Annotated in this window: 16 protein-coding genes and 2 pseudogenes; 7 read left to right on the top strand and 11 right to left on the bottom strand. The window is 69.6% G+C overall.

What is annotated here, in order from left to right:
- Window positions 1-361 precede the first annotated feature (361 nt).
- Window positions 362-952, top strand: a complete 591-nt coding sequence (locus AC5JOC_RS14725) for a DUF805 domain-containing protein (protein ID WP_137243498.1) — start codon at window positions 362-364, stop codon at window positions 950-952.
- Between the two features lie 87 nt (window positions 953-1,039).
- Here AC5JOC_RS14725 and AC5JOC_RS14720 read toward each other — a convergent pair whose 3' ends face one another.
- A complete protein-coding gene (locus AC5JOC_RS14720; RefSeq protein ID WP_494246661.1) occupies window positions 1,040-1,498 on the bottom strand; it encodes a VOC family protein in 459 nt (152 codons plus the stop codon).
- Between the two features lie 98 nt (window positions 1,499-1,596).
- Here AC5JOC_RS14720 and AC5JOC_RS14715 point away from each other — a divergent pair.
- Window positions 1,597-2,605: pseudogene (locus AC5JOC_RS14715) on the top strand (helix-turn-helix transcriptional regulator).
- Here AC5JOC_RS14715 and AC5JOC_RS14710 read toward each other — a convergent pair.
- The 9 genes from AC5JOC_RS14710 to AC5JOC_RS14670 form a co-directional block, all read right to left on the bottom strand.
- Window positions 2,559-3,146 carry a DUF1349 domain-containing protein gene (locus tag AC5JOC_RS14710; protein WP_202938204.1) on the bottom strand — a complete coding sequence of 196 codons (588 nt, stop codon included), beginning with the start codon at window positions 3,144-3,146 and terminating at the stop codon, window positions 2,559-2,561. The pseudogene AC5JOC_RS14715 and the gene AC5JOC_RS14710 overlap by 47 nt on opposite strands.
- Window positions 3,147-3,181: 35 nt before the next feature.
- Entirely contained in the window at window positions 3,182-4,759 is a 1,578-nt protein-coding gene (locus AC5JOC_RS14705; RefSeq protein ID WP_494246660.1) for a glycoside hydrolase family 32 protein, read from the bottom strand.
- A gap of 82 nt (window positions 4,760-4,841) precedes the next feature.
- Window positions 4,842-5,240: a GH32 C-terminal domain-containing protein gene (locus tag AC5JOC_RS14700; RefSeq protein WP_494246659.1), complete on the bottom strand. Its 399-nt coding sequence runs from the start codon at window positions 5,238-5,240 to the stop codon at window positions 4,842-4,844.
- Complete coding sequence (locus tag AC5JOC_RS14695) at window positions 5,203-6,285, bottom strand: glycoside hydrolase family 32 protein (protein WP_494246658.1); 1,083 nt, start codon at window positions 6,283-6,285, stop codon at window positions 5,203-5,205. Before AC5JOC_RS14695 ends, AC5JOC_RS14700 begins: the two co-directional genes overlap by 38 nt.
- Window positions 6,286-6,295: 10 nt before the next feature.
- Window positions 6,296-7,336, bottom strand: a complete 1,041-nt coding sequence (locus AC5JOC_RS14690) for a LacI family DNA-binding transcriptional regulator (RefSeq protein ID WP_494246657.1) — start codon at window positions 7,334-7,336, stop codon at window positions 6,296-6,298.
- Window positions 7,333-8,247 carry a carbohydrate ABC transporter permease gene (locus tag AC5JOC_RS14685; protein WP_494246656.1) on the bottom strand — a complete coding sequence of 305 codons (915 nt, stop codon included), beginning with the start codon at window positions 8,245-8,247 and terminating at the stop codon, window positions 7,333-7,335. The genes AC5JOC_RS14690 and AC5JOC_RS14685 overlap by 4 nt, the downstream gene beginning before the upstream one ends.
- Window positions 8,244-9,125, bottom strand: coding sequence for a carbohydrate ABC transporter permease (locus AC5JOC_RS14680; RefSeq protein WP_056013507.1), 882 nt, complete (start codon window positions 9,123-9,125; stop codon window positions 8,244-8,246). The genes AC5JOC_RS14685 and AC5JOC_RS14680 overlap by 4 nt, the downstream gene beginning before the upstream one ends.
- A gap of 70 nt (window positions 9,126-9,195) precedes the next feature.
- Complete coding sequence (locus tag AC5JOC_RS14675; RefSeq protein ID WP_241160920.1) at window positions 9,196-10,557, bottom strand: ABC transporter substrate-binding protein; 1,362 nt, start codon at window positions 10,555-10,557, stop codon at window positions 9,196-9,198.
- 81 nt (window positions 10,558-10,638) lie between these two features.
- Window positions 10,639-12,129 (bottom strand): glycoside hydrolase, encoded by a 1,491-nt coding sequence (locus tag AC5JOC_RS14670; protein WP_494246655.1) that lies wholly within the window; start codon window positions 12,127-12,129, stop codon window positions 10,639-10,641.
- Between the two features lie 139 nt (window positions 12,130-12,268).
- On the opposite strand from AC5JOC_RS14670, the gene AC5JOC_RS14665 reads away from it, so the two are divergent.
- The 5 genes and pseudogenes from AC5JOC_RS14665 (at window position 12,269) to AC5JOC_RS14645 (ending at window position 14,413) form a co-directional block, all read left to right on the top strand.
- Window positions 12,269-12,544 carry a hypothetical protein gene (locus AC5JOC_RS14665; RefSeq protein WP_079706952.1) on the top strand — a complete coding sequence of 92 codons (276 nt, stop codon included), beginning with the start codon at window positions 12,269-12,271 and terminating at the stop codon, window positions 12,542-12,544.
- A 135-nt stretch (window positions 12,545-12,679) separates the two neighbouring features.
- Complete coding sequence (locus AC5JOC_RS14660; protein ID WP_494246654.1) at window positions 12,680-13,663, top strand: intradiol ring-cleavage dioxygenase; 984 nt, start codon at window positions 12,680-12,682, stop codon at window positions 13,661-13,663.
- Window positions 13,664-13,719: 56 nt separating this feature from the next.
- The gene (locus tag AC5JOC_RS14655) at window positions 13,720-13,911 is read left to right on the top strand and encodes a twin-arginine translocase TatA/TatE family subunit (protein WP_124769778.1); all 192 of its coding nucleotides are present in this window, start codon (window positions 13,720-13,722) and stop codon (window positions 13,909-13,911) included.
- A 30-nt stretch (window positions 13,912-13,941) separates the two neighbouring features.
- A pseudogene (locus AC5JOC_RS14650) lies at window positions 13,942-14,007 on the top strand (twin-arginine translocase TatA/TatE family subunit); the annotation flags it as partial.
- 232 nt (window positions 14,008-14,239) lie between these two features.
- Window positions 14,240-14,413 carry a hypothetical protein gene (locus AC5JOC_RS14645; RefSeq protein ID WP_494246909.1) on the top strand — a complete coding sequence of 58 codons (174 nt, stop codon included), beginning with the start codon at window positions 14,240-14,242 and terminating at the stop codon, window positions 14,411-14,413.
- Here the strand turns inward: AC5JOC_RS14645 and AC5JOC_RS14640 are convergent.
- Window positions 14,394-15,983: an MFS transporter gene (locus tag AC5JOC_RS14640; RefSeq protein ID WP_494246653.1), complete on the bottom strand. Its 1,590-nt coding sequence runs from the start codon at window positions 15,981-15,983 to the stop codon at window positions 14,394-14,396. The two genes, AC5JOC_RS14645 and AC5JOC_RS14640, sit on opposite strands and share 20 nt — an antisense overlap.
- Between the last annotated feature and the right edge of the window lie 193 nt (window positions 15,984-16,176).

Below are 16,176 nucleotides of genomic sequence, written 5' to 3'. Positions count from 1 at the left end.
GACCACTGACATTCCAGATGCCGAGTCGAGTTGGTTGTGGAAGTTTCCTCGTGTGCCCTTCGACAAGCTCAGGGACCGGAGGGGGTTGCTCAGGGACCGGAGGGGGTTGCTCAGGGACCGGGAGAGGGTCGCCGGAGCGGGAGGTTCCTCGTTTGCCCTTCGACAGGCTCAGGGACCGGCGGGGGTTGCTCGGGCGCCAGAGGGGAGTGCTCAGTGATCGGAGGGGCCACTCAGGGGTCGGCAGAGGGATCATCGAAATGCCGCGGAGCATGCCCGAAGTCGGTCGGTCGCGCAAGTTGTTCTTGAGTGGTCATGTGTTATGCCAGGATCTCAGTACCGTGTACCTCGATCGAAAGACACCATGAGTTCCAACACCACCCCTGAATACCCCGCGACGCCGACGTACGGGCAGCCGTACGCGCCCGCTCCGATCCGCGGCGCCGCCTCCCCGGAGGATCTGACGCTCCCGCTGTACGGGGCGACCTTCCCGCAGGCCATCAAGCGCTACCTCCGCAAGTACGCGACCTTCACCGGCCGCGCCTCGCGGAGCGAGTACTGGTGGGCCACGCTGTTCGTCTTCCTCGTCGCGCTCATCCCGAACATCCTCTTCTTCACGGGCTTCCTGATCGGCGCGACGTCGGCTGCCGCGCAGCGCGAGGCCGTCGTGTTCGACAGCAGCCCGGGCGCACGGACGTACTACACCCAGCCCGGCATCCTCGAGATCCCCGAGGCTGCTCCGCTGATCCTGACGGGCTTCGTGCTCCTCTGCCTCATCGGACTGGCGACCATCGTCCCGAACCTGGCCCTCGCCTGGCGCCGCCTGCACGACGCCAACTTCCCCGGCCCGTTCTACTTCCTCTCGCTCATCCCCTCGATCGGTGGCCTGATCCTGTTCGTCCTCTTCCTCCTGCCCTCGAAGCCCGAGGGTCAGCGGTTCGACACGGTGCGCTGAGTCGCAACCTGACGACCGGAACGGGCCGGTGCGGACGAGATGTCCGCACCGGCCCGTTCTCCGTCTCGCAGGACGTGCGCGAACGCCTCAGCCTGCCGCCGCGACGTCGAGCACCCACGTGACGCCGAACCGGTCCGTCACCATGCCGAAGCCGGGGCTCCAGGCGGACGCTGCGAGCTCCTCGACGACCGAACCTCCGACGACGAGTCGGTTCCAGAACACCTCGACCTCCGCGAGCGTCTCGCCACGCACCGCGACGAAACAGGACTGCTCGGTGACCGTCGTCCCGTGCTCGCGGCGGGTCGTTCCGGTGCCGATCAGTGACGCCGCCGGAGCTCCGGGGCTGTCGTACGCCATCACCCGGAAGCCGTCCTCGGATTCGACCTGACCGAAGACGACCAGGTCGGCACCCGGGGCGTCCTTCGGCATCCCGACGTCGCTGTAGCTCGCGATCGTCGTCCGCCCGCCGAAGACGGACTGGTAGAACTCCAGCGCAGCGCGGGCGTCGCCCTGGAAGTTGAGGTGGGTCGTGGTCGTGATGCTCATGCGTGCTCCTCGAGTCGTGCCGGGCTCCTCCCGGTCGAGCACCACTGTCCCAGGCGTCTAGGACAGCTCGTGTCCTGCACTCGGACTACGCTCGCACCATGGCCTCACCGACCTCCCGACTCCTGCAGTTGCTCTCGCTCCTGCAGGCGCGGCGCGACTGGCCGGGTGCCCTGCTCGCCGACCGGCTGGACGTCAGTCACCGCACGATCCGACGCGACGTCGACCGGCTCCGCGAGATGGGGTATCGCATCGAGGCCACGATGGGGCCGGACGGCGGGTACCACCTCGACGCCGGGAGCGAGCTCCCGCCGCTGCTCTTCGATGACGAGCAGATCGTCGCGCTCACCATCGCCCTCCAGACCGCGGCCGTCGCGGGATCCGGGTTCGAGGAGCCCGCGCTCCGAGCACTGACGACCGTGAGACAGGTCCTGCCGTCGCGGCTGCGGCATCGACTCGACGCCCTCGACGTCACCTCGGTGCCTCGCTCAGGCGACGGACCGACCCCGCAGGTGGCCGTGCCGGTCCTCCTCGCGCTGTCCGCAGCCATCCAGCGCGCGGGAGGTGCTCCGGTTCGGGCGATCCGACGACGATCCGGAACCTCCTCGGCGCGTCGAGCCACACCACCTGGTCACCTCCCAGGGGCGCTGGTACCTCGTGGCCTGGGACCTCGACCGCGACGACTGGCGGATCTTCCGCGCCGACCGCATCGTGCCGAGGACGCCGACCGGACCGCGGTTCCGTCCGCGTGAGGTGCCAGGTGGAGACGTGCAGGCGTTCGTGGCGGCGAGGTTCAAGGGATCCGAGCAGACCGACGCCTGGCCCTGTGTCGGCACCGTCGTGCTCCACCTGCCGTTCGAGGCGGTCCGACCGTTCGTGGGCGACGGCACCGCCGAGCCCCTCGGCCCGGACCGCACGCGCTACACCGCCGGCGCGTGGTCGTGGGTGGCGCTCGCCGCCTCCCTGAACCGCTTCGACTCCGACATCGACGTCGTCGAGCCGCCCGAGCTCGTCACCGCGTTCGCGCAGCTCGCGGAGCGCAATGCCGCGACCGCGCAGATCGTCAGCCGTGGAGCGCGTCGTCAGGCGGACCGAGACGCACGGCGGTGAACCGGACCGTGAGACCGGCGCGCGTCGGGGCCGCGCAGAAGAGTCCCGCCTCGACGTCGGCCTCCGGGTCGAGGTGGGCGACGCGGACCAGTCGCCAGTCCTCGTCGTCCACCCGGGCGCGCACGGTGACGGCGTCGCCGTCGCGGCTCGCGCGCACGGTGACCGTTCGTCCGAGCCAGTCGGGGACCGGTGCCACCGACCAGTCGGAGGTGCCGTGCGTGACGACCGCGCCGAGCTGGGCGACCCCGTCGGACACCTCGACCCCGGCCTTGATCCACGTCGATTCGGAGGCGCGGAGGAACACACCGGCCTGATCGAACTGCTCGGAGCCGTCGAGGACGAACGACACCTCGATCGCCGCCCGTCGCTGCATCGGCGCGATCAGCGCATGCTCCGTGTCGTGGACGAAACCGTAGGAGGTGTGCCGCCAGGCGTCACTGCCCTCGACGGCGGTGACGAGCAGGGAACCGTCCGGCTCCGTCGTCACCGCCGCAGGGGCCGTCGTCCAACGTCCGTGTTCGGCGAGGCTCTGCAGATCCATCCGTCCATCCTGACGTATGGATGCGGGCGCTCGCCTCAGATCGCCGTGCCGAACTCGCGGATCGTGATCCCCGAGGCGGTCAGTGGGCCGCCATCGGTGTAGAGCGAGATCCCCGTGTCGCCCTCGGCGAAGTGCACCTGCTGCGAGACGACGGTGTGACCGGCGTTGACGAAGACCTCGACGCTCTGCGTGTCGACGAAGACCCGCAGGTGGACCGAGCGTGCAGCCGCGTCGATCGGTGCTGCGGCTCGCGTGTACGGCTGCAGCGAGAAGCCGGCCAGGTCGGACGGTGCGCGGTCGACGTAGAGCTCGGCCCCGGCCTTCCCGATGTTGGTGTGGCGGGAGCCGTCCGCCGAGCGCCCGACGGAGAGACCGACGTTGGACGCGGTGTCCCAGGTGAGGTCGAGCTCGATCTCGTACGCCCGGCCGCTCCAGGGCAGGACGGCGCTCCCGGTGACCGTCTGGTCCGGGAGGGAGACGGTCGAGGTCGCATACCCGGCGAGGGCGTCCACGGGTGAGCTGAGCAGGCTGTACCGACCACCGGACTGGGCCTCGAGTCGCAGCTCCCGGACGACGGAGTTCTGGCCGTTGTAGCCGTCCGAGGCGTCGGTGGGGACGTCGCGGGCCGCGTACTTCCAGTTGTTCATCCAGGCGATCGCGAGCCGGCGGTCGTCGGGCGACTCCGCCTTCGGCCAGGTGACGGCGGCGTACCAGTCCCAGCCCCAGTCCAACCACTGCGGGGTGAGGTCGTCGGCCGTGAACCGCGTCCCGTCCCAGGTGCCCGTCCAGTAGGCGTAGGTCATCGGCAGGCCGATCGAGTAGGCGTCCATGCTGGCGCCCAGCACCCAGTGCCAGCTGCCGTCACCCGCTCGCATCTGGAACAGGTCCGGGCACTCGATGCCGCCGAGGTCGTGGTTCGGGAAGTCGAAGTTGTGCTGCAACTGCCACGTCGTGAGGTCGGGCGAGGTGTAGAAGGCCGCGTAGCGCGCCCGGCCGATGACGCACACCCATTCGTTCCTGGCCGCGTCCCAGTGGACCTTCGGGTCCCGGAACCACTCGGCGTTCTCGATCTCCGCCGTGGTCTGGGCCGCACGTCCGTCGGTGTTCACGATCACCGGGTCGGGGAGCATCGTGAACGTGAAGCCGCCGTCCGTCGACCAGTAGAGGTACTGCTCCTGGTACTTCCGGACGCCGTCCGTGGGCTGCGTCGCGAGGGCGATGACCGCACCCGCCCCGAAACCGGCGGTGTTCGCGGTGTCGACGACGGCGGATCCCGACCACACCGGGAAGTCCGGCTGCAGCGGCATGACCGTCCCGTGGTGGGTGAAGGCGACGCCGTCGGTCGTCGTCGCGTGATCCCAACCGCCCGGGCCGTTGTTCTGGCCGGAGTGCAGGTAGTACAGCTGGTACGCGCCGTTCGTGAACACCGGTCGTTGCGGGTCGCAGAGCCACCCCGACGGCGGCGTCATGTGGAACACCGATCTGAGGGAGGCCTGCGCCTGTGCGGTGGTCTGCGCCTGTGCGGCGAGGGGTGTGCCGGCACTCGCGAACAGGGCGAGCGCCCCGAGGCCGGCGCCCTGGAGGACGGTCCGGCGGGAGAGGTCGTGCGTCATTGCGGTTCCTTTCGTCGGTGCCGCGGGCGCGCCGAAGGCACCCGTGGCGGGGATGGTGCTGGATCGTGCGGTGGAGGACTGCTCAGGCGGGCGCGTGCACCTGGTCGGTGGCTGGCACCCGGTCGAGGACGGCGACGGCCACCGAGACGGGACTGGCGCGTTCGCTCGCGAGGGTCAGCGTCGGTCGTCCGCTCCCGAGGAGGACGAGGTCGGAGACGGTGGCGAGACCGCCGTCGACGAACAGCTCGAGCAGCGGGCCGTCGAGGCTGAGGAGGAGCCGAGCCGGACGGTCGCCGGCGAGCGGGACGATGCTCGTCGAGGCGAAGTCGGGGTGCACCGTGTCCATGGCACCGCCCGACCGGGTGACGGCGAGTGACGACGACGTCGGGTCGTGGACGATGAGGACCGCTCCGCCGGTGTCGGCCGTCAGTCGGAGCCGCAGCTCACCCGTGATCGACGGATCCCAGCGCAACTCGACCACGCCGTCGCCATCGAGCGCCAGGTCGACGGCGTCCGAGGACAGGGCGACGGTCGTCGGTTCGATCGCGGCCAGTCGTTCCCGGACGAAGGCCGGCGGCTCCTGCACGAGTCGCGGCTGGCCGTCGACCGTGGTCAAGGACGAGGCGTCTGGGGAGCGACATCGCGCCCCGCCACGGCGAGGCGGGGAGGTCGGCCGCGTAGCGCCAATTGCTCATCCAGCCGAGGATCACCGCTTCGCCGTCCGGAGCGCCGTCGAACCCGACCGCCGCGTAGAAGTCCCGACCGTGGTCGAGCCGCTGCAGCTCGGCCCGCTCAGGCGTGAACACCGAGCCGTCGAAGTCGCCGACGAGATAGCTCATCGACGACCCGTCCGGGTCCTGCGCGTCGCCGATCGGGTTGGTGCTGAGGAGCAGGACCCACCGGAGCTCGTCCGGGCGGCCGTCGACCGCGAGCGGGATGAGGTCGGGGCACTCCCACACGACGCCGGTGGGACCGAACGGACCGACGGTGCTGACGTGCTCCCAGGTTCGGAGGTCGGTGGAGGAGTACACGAGGACCTGACGCTCCACGGCTTCCACCGTCAGCATGATCCAACGGAAGCCCGCGGCGTCCTCGTACCGGATGATCTTCGGGTCGCGGAACGCGTGCGAGCCGCGGTCGAGGATCGGGTTCTCCGGGTCGCGCTGCCAGGTGAGCCCGTCGTCGTCACTGGTCGCCCGGGACTGCGCCTGCCGACCGTCGGTGGACACGCTCGTGTAGTACGCCGTGAGGCGTCCGCCGGGACCCGCGGCGACCACCGATCCCGAGTACACCTGCTCCTCGGCGGTGTACCGCAGGGCGACCGGATGCTCCTCCCAGTGCTGCAGGTCGACGCTCGAGGCGTGACCCCAGCTCATGTTGCCCCAGTCGCCACCCTCCGGGTTGTACTGGAAGAACGCGTGCCACCGCCCGCGGTGGAAGACCAAGCCGTTCGGGTCGTTCATCCAGTTCCGCTCGGGCGTCAGGTGGAAGCGGGGCCGTGGAAGGGCGTGCTGTTCGTCGTGCACGGTCGCGCCCTCAGACGGAGTGCCGCGGGACGGCCGGGCAGGCGATGAGCTGCGGCCCGGCGGGCAGCGCGGCGTCGAGACCGAGCAGCCGACGGACACCGGCCGCCCCGAGCTCGTAGTGGGGGAGGGCGACCGTCGACAGCGGTGGCCGGAGGTGGGCGGCGATGACGTCCTGGTTGTCGAACCCCATGACGGCCATGTCGTCGGGGATCCGCAGTCCGTGCTCCCGCAGTCCGTCGTAGAGTCCCATCGCGACACGGTCGTTGTGGCAGAACACCGCGGTGGCGCCCGAGTCGACGACCTCGGCGGTCGCCGCGTACCCGCCCTCCTGCTCCGGTGAGGCCGGGAACACGAGGGCGTCGTCGAAGGCCACCCCCGCCGCCTGCAACGCCGAGCGGTACCCGGCGAGCCGGCCGGTCTGTGCCGGTGAGGGGGTCGTCGTGTTGACGAACGCGATCCGTCGGTGACCGGCCGCGAGCAGCGCCTCGGTCGCGGTCCGCCCGCCCTGCTCCTCGTCGGGGACGACGGCCGGGAGCCCGCTGCCGGCGGCGTAGCAGTCGACGAGCACGGTGTCGGTCTGGAGGAGCGCCTCCGGCACGGTGATCTCGTGGTGGAACCAGGTCGAGTAGAGGATCCCGCGGACCTGGTGCTCGAGCATCATCGCGATCGCCTCCTCCTCGGCGGCCGTGTTGCCGTCGGTGTTGGCGACGAGCAGGACGTAGCCGTGGCGCCACGCCTCGTCCTGGGCGCCGTGGATGATCTGGCCGGCGAACGGGGTCGTCGCGATCGCGTCGGCGACGAGGCCGATGAACCGGGAGTGCCCCTGGGACAGCGTCTTCGCGAGGGCGTTCGGCCGGTAGCCGAGCTCCGCCACCGCCTCGTGCACCCGACGTTTCGCGTCCTCGCCGATCCGCGACCCCGGCTTGTCGTTGACGACGTGCGAGACGGTCGCCACGGAGACGCCGGCGGCCTTCGCGACGTCGCGCATCGTGATGCCCGAGGTGTTCTTCGGGTGGTCCGCGCCGGGCTTCGGCTGGTCGGTGCTGCTCATCCCTTGGTCGCTCCGCTCTCGAGGCCGCTGATCATCGCTTTGTTCAACACGAGGAACACCAGCAGCAGCGGTGTGACCGTGACGCAGACGGCGGCGAACGTCGCCGTCCAATCAGTGTTCCCCATCGCCCCGATGTAGTTCTGCAGGCCGAGCGGGATGGTCTTCAATCCGTCCGAGAGCACGAAGGTGTTCGCGAAGATGAAGTCGTTCCAGATGAAGATGCTGTTGACGAGCACGACGGTGATGATCGTGTTGACCGAGAGCGGGAACGTGATCTGGCCGAAGATCCGGTACGGGCCCGCCCCGTCGAGCGACGCGGCCTCGTACATCTCCCGCGGGATGTACTCGTAGAACGACGAGAACAGGTACACCGCCATCGGCAGGGCGAACGCCGCCAGCGGGATGATCATCGACAGGTGGGTGTCGAGCAGGCCGACCTGCGAGTAGTCGATGAACAGCGGGACGAGCGCGATCTGCACGGGCACGATGATGCCGAGGAGGAACAGGCCGCGGACGAGCCCGCTGAACCGGAACCCGAGGACCTGGAGCGCGTACGCCGCCATCATGCCGGCGATGACGATCAGGACACTCGACCCGAGGGTGACGATCAGGCTGTTGACGATGTTCAGCCCGAGGTTGCCGGTCGAGAACGCCCGCGCGTAGTTCTCGAGCGTCCACTCGGACGGCAGCGCGAAGGGGTTGCCACCGGCGAAGTCCGCCGCCGTCCGGAAGCTCGTGAGCAGCAACCAGACGAGCGGGTAGACCTGGACGAGCACGATCGCGACGACGGTCACGGTGAGGATCGTCCGCTGCACCCGCACGCGCGGGGTGTGCCGGGGTTTCCGCTTCGGTGCCGGCGCCGCCGGGGGCGCGACGTGTTCGGTCGGCCGGGCTGGGAGGGTGGCGGTCATGACTTGTCCTTCCGTCGGAGCAGCAGGAAGATGAGGCCGACGGCGACGAGACACTCGACGACGATGAACATGGAGATCGCGCTGGCGTAGCCGTAGTCCGTGTGGACGAACGCCGTCTTGTACATGTACGTGGTCAGCAGCTCGGACGACTGACCGGGCCCGCCGTTCGTCAGCAGGTACGGGATGTCGAAGCCGCGGAGCGCGAAGGTCGTCGCCATGACCGTCGTCGTGATCCACACCGGCCGGATGTACGGGAAGCGGATCCGCCAGAAGATCTGCCACCAGGAGGCGCCGTCCAGCCGGGCGGCCTCCTCGAGGTCGCGGGGCACGGCCATGAGGGCGGCGTAGATGATGAGCATGTACAGGCCGGTGAACCGCCAGCCCTCCGGGATCGACACGGCCGCGAGGACGGTCTGCACGTTCGACAGCCAGGCCGTCTGGAGGTCGCCGAGTCCGACCCACGCGAGCAGCTGGTTGATCAGCCCGACCGGTTCGAGCGCGTACAGCCGCTGGAACAGGATGGCGATCGCGACCGTGGAGATGACGGCCGGCAGGAGGTAGAGCGTCTTGACGAGCTCGCGGGCCCGGGGGAGGGCCGTGAGCAGCCCGGCGACGAGGAGCGCGCCGCCGAGCTGGAGCACCAGACAGATCGCGAGGTAGCCGAGGGCGTTGCCGAAGGAGGTCCAGAACACGTCGTCCCGGGTGAGCATCTTGACGTAGTTGTCGAGTCCGACGAACGCCATGTCCGTGATGCCGTCCCACGAGAAGAGGCTGAGGAACAGCGACTGCACGATCGGCAGGAGTACCGCGACACCGTAGAGGACGAGCGGCGGCACGAGGAACACGAGCACCGACAGCGTCGACCGGCGGGGCAGCATCGAGGTGGACATCGGCTTCCGCCGCCGCGGTGGGCGGGCCGGTGCCGCGCCCACCGCGCTCTGGGTGAGCTCAGTCATCGACGTTCTCCGTGAGGGCCGCATCCATCGTCGTGATGAACTCGTCCGGCGTGATGTCGCCCTGCACGAGCAGGGTCAGCTCCTGCTGGAGTCGGGTGTTCGTGGCCGGGTCGAGCTGGGTGTCCCAGGGCATCGCGATCGCCGGTCCGACGCCGTCGGCCTGCGCCACGGAGCTCGCGTACAGCTCGGTCGCGTTCGCGGGGACGGTGGTCTGCGCGGAGGTCGTCGGCGACAGCGCGCCAGTCGCCGCGTAGAGCTCCGGGTAGCGCTCGAGGGCGAACGCGAGGAAGTCGCGCACGAGCGGGTCGTACGTCTTCGCGTTCACCGCCATGCCGATGCCGGAGGGGGTGACGTACTCGTTGTCGGCGGTGACGGCACCGTCGATGGTCGGCAGCGTGAAGGTGCCGACCGCGTCACGGACGCCGGGGTCGAGCGCATCCGTCGCGAGGTTCGAGAGCTCCCAGGTGCCGATGTTGTAGACCGCGGCCTTCCCCGAGGTGAAGAGCGCCTGCGCGTCCGCGTAACCGGTCGAGGAGAAGCCCTCCTGGAAGCAGCCGGCCTGCCCGAGGTCGTACAGCCACTCGGCCGCGGCCTTTCCTGCCGGGTCTGAGAAGGAGGCCTTCCCGGCCTTCAGGTCCTGGATGTACTCGGGACCCGCCATCCGGAACGGGTAGTAGGCCATGTAGCGCTCGAGCGGCCACTGGTCCTGACCGTCGAGTGCGATCGGGGTGACGCCCTTGGCGCGGAGCGCCTTGCACATGGCGGGGAAGTCGTCGAGCGTGGCCGGGACGGTGACACCGGCGTCCTCGAGGAGCGAGCGGTTGTACCAGAAGAACTCCAGCTGGAACTCGAACGGCACCATGTACAGCGAACCGTCGTCGAACCGCTGGTAGTTGAGCGCCGCCTCGCGGTAGGAGTCGGCGAGACCGAGGTCCTCGAGGAGCAGGTCGACGTCGACCATCCGGCCCTGCTTCGCGAGCTTCTGCGCGAACGGGGTCGCGTCGGTGTCGAAGAGCTCGGGGAGCTTGTTCGCGGCCGCGAGGGTCTCGTACTTCTGGATGTAGGACGGGCGGTCGGGCGTCGTGATGAGGTTGAGCGAGAAGCCGGGGTGGTCCTTCGCGTACTCGTCGGCGATCTGCTCCATGGCGGTGATCACCCCGCCGTCGGCCGGGCGGGAGAGCAGCCACGAGATCTCGCGGGGGACGATGTCGCCCTTCGGGTCGACGTCGGTCGGGTCCGTGGCACTCGATCCGCCGGCGCAGCCGGAGAGGGCGAGCGCTGCAGCGGCGACGAGCGCCACGAAGGCGGTGCTGCGGGTGGGGCGCATGGTGCGGGGGCGTGCGGTGGTTGGCATGGTCGGAATCTCCGTTGATCGATCACAGGTGGGTGCGGGTGTGCGGGTGGTGGTGCAGCAGGGCGGAGCGTGGTGTCGGGATCAGGACGTGGTGCTGGTGAGGAGTCGGTGTGAGGTGGGGTCGTCGTCGGAGTCGCCGCCGTCGCGTTCCAGGAGCGTGCACGCCTCGACGGTGACGGTCCCTTCACCGACGAAGACGCCGACGCGACCGCTCGGTCGGTCGTAGAGGCGCGTGCTGAGGACGACCGCGTCGTCGACGGTCGCGACGCAGAGGTCGCCGTCGACGATCACCTCGAGCTCGTGCAAGCCGGGGGCGAGGTGGCAGGGGCGTTCGAGTTCGACGACGAACGGGACGTCGCCCGAGATCTGCCACTGCTCCGTGCCGGTGCTGGAGCGGGGCCAGCGGTCGAACACGAGGCGGTCGCGCTTCGGCTCCAGGCGCAGGACGTAGCCCTCGTCGCCGTCGTCGCTCGCCCGGAGGAGGACGCCGCACTCGGTCGTGCCGGGGGCGATGTCGAACCGGGCGACCAGTCGGAAGGAACTCGGTGCGTCCACGGCCGACAGGGCGTCGGCGTACCCGTCGGGGGCGCTCAGGACCGTGCCCGGGGCGACGACGGTGTCCGTCGGCTCGTCGGCGGGCGCGAAGGTGTCGCGGAGTTCGGTGGGCGGATGGAAGGCGAGGGTGCCGTCGGCACGCTGCTCCGCTTCGAGGACCGACATGGTGCCGGCCCACTGCCAGGCGCCGGCGTCGTGGGCTCCCTCACGCGAGGCGATCCAGCCGAAGAAGAACCGGCGTCCGTCACGGGCGGCGGACTTCGCCGCGTAGTAGGCGCGTCCGTCGAGCGTGTCGTGCTCGGGGACGAGCCAGGGTCCGTGCAGGGTGCGCGACATCCGGTAGCGCGTCGTGAACGACTCACTGAACTCGGAGTACACGAGGTACCACCAGTCGCCCCACTGGAAGACCTCGGGGCACTCGTGGGCGATGTAGCGGCGCGGGTCCCAGAACGGCTCGACGGGTTCCCAGGTCGAGAGGTCCGTGGAGGTGCACTGGGCGATGACGCCGCGACGCCGTTCCGGGCCGTGTGCGTGCCGGGCGGTGATGAGCATCCGCCAGACGGCCGCGTCCTCGTCCCAGAAGACGAAGGGGTCCCGCCAGTCGGCGGTCTCATATCCTGCGGTGGCGCCGAAGGTGTCGGCCTCCCGGCGCTCCCAGGTGCGCATGCCGTCGGTGCTGACGGCGTGCATGACGAGTTGCAGCGCCAGACCGTCGGCACCGCGGCGCTCCGGGTGCTGTCCCGTGTAGAAGACGTGGTGGACCCCGTCGGGGCCCAGGACGACGCTGCCCGTGTAGACGTTGAAGTCCGGCGCGGACGGTCCGCCCGACGCCAGTGCCTCGCCGAGGTCGTCGAAGTCGACGAGGTTCCGGGTGGTCACGCGATGCCACGGCATGCCGATCTTGGGCACGCGACGCGACTCGTGCAGGTAGAGGAGGTGGAAGACACCGTCCTCCTGCCAGGGGATGACGTCTCCGACCCATGCGCCGTTCGGCTGGTGGAACCCTCGTTGGTTCATGACGTCCTCTGCAGTGAGTGGTTAATCGGTTACGCAGTTACCGTAGCGGGATGCCGAGAAGGTGGTCAAGCGGTTAAGCAAAGTTAAGCAGCTCGATCGTCGACTTGCCTCACGCGACATTCGAACGTATGTTCGACACATGACCCGCCCGCGTCCGATCCGCCTCGACCACGACACGTGGCTCGTGATGCGGAACGACCCGGTGATCCCGAAGGCGGTCATCGAACGGCGCCGGGATCGGGGCGGTGCCGACGCGTACTTCGTCATCGCCTGGGACATCGATCCGCTCAAGCGGGTGTTGATGAGCGTGCAGCCGAGCCTGGAACGCGCCGACGCGCTCGTCCGGTACGACGTGCCGCGCACCACCTCCGACCGCGACGGACCGCCCAACGGGCTCAAGGCCACCCCGCGCTGATCAGCGGACTCGGCAATCGCCCAGCAGAACCATCGACGACGTATGGACGGCTCAGAGGAAGCCCATAGCCGGCACGCCGATGCTCGTCTCACGACCGATCGAGACCACCGATCGCAGACGAAGGCGAGGCGCACCATGAGCAGGATCCCGACACCCGAGACCACCCCGGACGGCCCGGCCTACGAGGGCCGCCTGCTCGACCGGGCAGACGAGGAGGTCGTCGACCAGGGCGTCGCGTTCGACCTCGGGACCCTCGTCAGCCGACGCACGGTGCTGAGCCTCGTGGGCGCCGGGGTCGGGGCCGTCGCGCTCGCCGCCTGCTCCACCGGGGCGTCCGGCAGCAGCAGCACGAGCACGGGCGCCGCGAGTTCCGGCACGAGCACCGCGACGGCGACCGGCGACCTCCCATCGGGCGAGATCCCCGACGAGACCGCTGGCCCCTACCCGGGCGACGGCTCGAACGGAGCCGACGTGCTCGAGGAGTCCGGCATCGTCCGCAGCGACATCCGGTCGAGCATCGGGTCCGGGACCACCGCGAGCGGGGTCCCCATGGCCCTCTCGCTCACCATCCTCGACATGGCGAACGGTGACGCCCCGTTCGCCGACGTCGCCGTGTACGTCTGGCACTGCGACGCGTCGGGCGGCTACTCGATGTACTCCGACGGGATCGAGGACGAGACCTACCTCCGCGGCGTCCAGGTCGCCGACAGCTCGGGGACCGTCTCGTACACCTCGATCTTCCCGGCCTGCTACTCGGGCCGGTGGCCGCACATCCACTTCGAGGTGTACCCCACGGTCGCGGACATCTCCGACTCCGCGAACGCCATCGCGACCTCGCAGGTCGCCCTGCCGCAGGCGGCGTGCGACACCGTCTACGCGCTGTCCGGCTACGACGGTTCGAGCGGGAACCTCGCCCAGGTGAGTCTCGACGACGACAACGTCTTCGGTGACGACGGCGGTGCCCTGCAGCTCGCGACGGTGACGGGCGACGCGACCTCGGGGTACCAGGTGGCGCTCACCGTCCGGGTGGACACCACGACGACGCCGACCGCCGGTGCCGCTCCGTCCGGCGGTGGCGGGGCTGGCGGCGGCGGAGGAACGCCGCCGAGCGGGCGCTGACCGCGCCACCTCCACGCACTCCTGTCCCGACCCGTATCGACCCGAAAGGACCCGTCATGGGATTCCTCCAGAACCTCACCGGCTGGCACGCCCTCATCGTCCTCGCCGTCATCCTGCTGTTCTTCGGCGCGGCGAAGCTCCCGAGCCTCGCCCGCAGCGTCGGGCAGTCGGCGCGCATCCTGAAGGACGAGGTGTCGGCCGACGCAGACACGCGCGCAGACACCCGCGCCGACACCCCTGCCGCCTGATCATCGGAGCGCATCGTGTTCGGACTCACCATGGACAAGCTGATCGTCATCGGCATCCTCGCGGCCGTGCTCATCGGCCCGAAACAGTTGCCGGTGTACGCCGAGCGACTCGGGGTGCTCGTCCGCACCGTCCGCGACCTCGTCGCCACGACCAAGGCGCGAGCCGCCGAGGAACTCGGACCCGGAGTTCGACCCGACCGAGTGGAAACGTCTCGACCCTCGACAGTTCGATCCCCGACGGATCATCCAGGAGGCGCTCGTCGAGGAGCGTGGGCCGGTCGCGCAGCTCGAGCAGTCGACGACGTCGGAGGCGCAGGTGGAGCCGACCGTGCCGTCTGCCCCGGCGAAGCCGGTCGCGAGCGGCGGCTGGCAGGCCGCGCTCCTCGAGCGGGTCGGACGCGACGGGGCGGATGCGCACCGCGCACCCGCCCCGATCATGCTCACCGAACGCGTCGTCCTCGACGAACGCGTCGACGAACCCGCTAGCCGACGGGCGTCGTGACGCGTCCGTCCTGGCCGTCCGCCGCGGCACCGCTGGTCGACGCGGGCGGCAGGATGTCGAGTGGCATCGTGTGGGTGTCGATGAGCGGGTTGTCGTCCTGCCCCTTGACGAGTTCCACCGCCTCGGCCTTCGTCTCGACCGTCGGCACCGAGCCGATGAGCGGACGACGAGCCGTCTCCCGCATCGTGAGCACGCCGACGCCCGCCACAGCCGCGAAGAACATGATGTAGAACGCGGGCATGAAGGTGTTGCCGGTGAGCTGGATGAGGAACTCGCTGAACAGCGGCGTCGTGCCGCCGAAGAGCGAGACGGACAGGTTGTAGGCGATCGCCATCGCGCCGAAGCGGGACGCCGTCGGGAAGAACGCCGGCAGCGAGGCCGCGGACGGTCCCGCCCACAGCGCGACCGGGGCGGCCACCATGAAGAGGGCGATGAAGATGGCCCAGATCTCACCGATCTGCATGACCGCGAACGCCGGCACCATGAGGGCGAGGGTCGCACCGACGGCCATGAGGTAGACGGGCTTGCGACCGAGCTTGTCGGACATCCGGCCGACGAGCGGAAGACAGGCGGACATGATCAGCAGGACCGGGATGGTCGCGACCGCGGCCGTCAGGTTGGAGACGCCGACGTCCTTCTCGAGGTAGGTCGGCATGTAGCTCGTGAGTGCGTAGCCGGCGGTGTTCGTCGCGGCGACGATCGCCATCGCGATGAGGATCTGGCGCCAGAAGTGACGGAAGATCCCGAAGACACCCTGGCGGGCCATGGGGTCCTCGTGCTCGGACTCGATCCCGCCGGCGGTCTCGGCGACCTCGTAGGCCGGGGTCTCGGGGATCTTGAGGCGGAACCACACCGCCACCGCACCGAGCGGCAGGGCGATGAGGAACGGGATGCGCCAACCGAACTCGGTCATGGCGTCGGGGCCGGCGAGGCCCTCCGCGATCAGCGTGGTGAGGGCGACGGTCCCGGCACCGGCCGCGAAGCCGACGTAGGACCCGACGTCGAGCCAGGAGGCCCAGAACCCGCGGCGACGGTCGGGTGAGAACTCGGCGACGTAGGTGGACGCGCCGGCGTACTCACCACCGGTCGAGAAGCCCTGGATCATCTTGAGGAGGTACAGCGGGGCGATGGCCCACAGCCCGATCTGGGCGGCGGTCGGCAGCACGCCGATGAGCGCGGTGGCCGCGGCCATCATCGACATCGTGAGGAAGAGGATCTTCTTCCGGCCGATCTTGTCGCCGAGTGGTCCGAGCACGAGCCCGCCGAGCGGACGCACGAGGAACGACACGGCGAAGCCGAACAGGGTGACGAGGATGCCGGCCTCAGGAGGGAGTCCCTCGGTGAAGACGACGGTCATCGTGACCGCGAGGTAGCCGTAGATGCCGAAGTCGAACCACTCCATGAAGTTGCCGACGACGGTGCCCGAGATGGCGGTGCGGATGCTTGCGACCGTCTTCACGACGAGGACGTCGTCGACGCGGAGGCGCCTGGTCTTGCGGGCCGGCTTCCGGCCGGTCTTGGGGGAGGGGGATGCGGGGGACGATGATGCCGCGTTGTCGCTGGAGTTCACAAGCAGTACTCGTTTCCTGACAGTCGTGTTGAATCATTCGGCACTCGCGTAGTCGCTCAGTGCCCGAGAAATGCCGGAGGATCGCCATGCTGCACTGGCACGGAGCTCGGGGGAGCTGCACGTCGGGTGGCGGGTCGTTCTCGGGGAGAACGCGTCCTCTCGGCTCTGGACGGGTATAGACAATACCAGGTGT

The sequence above is a fragment of the Plantibacter sp. genome (assembly GCF_059073635.1).
This window is presented reverse-complemented; position numbering and strand designations above follow the sequence as displayed.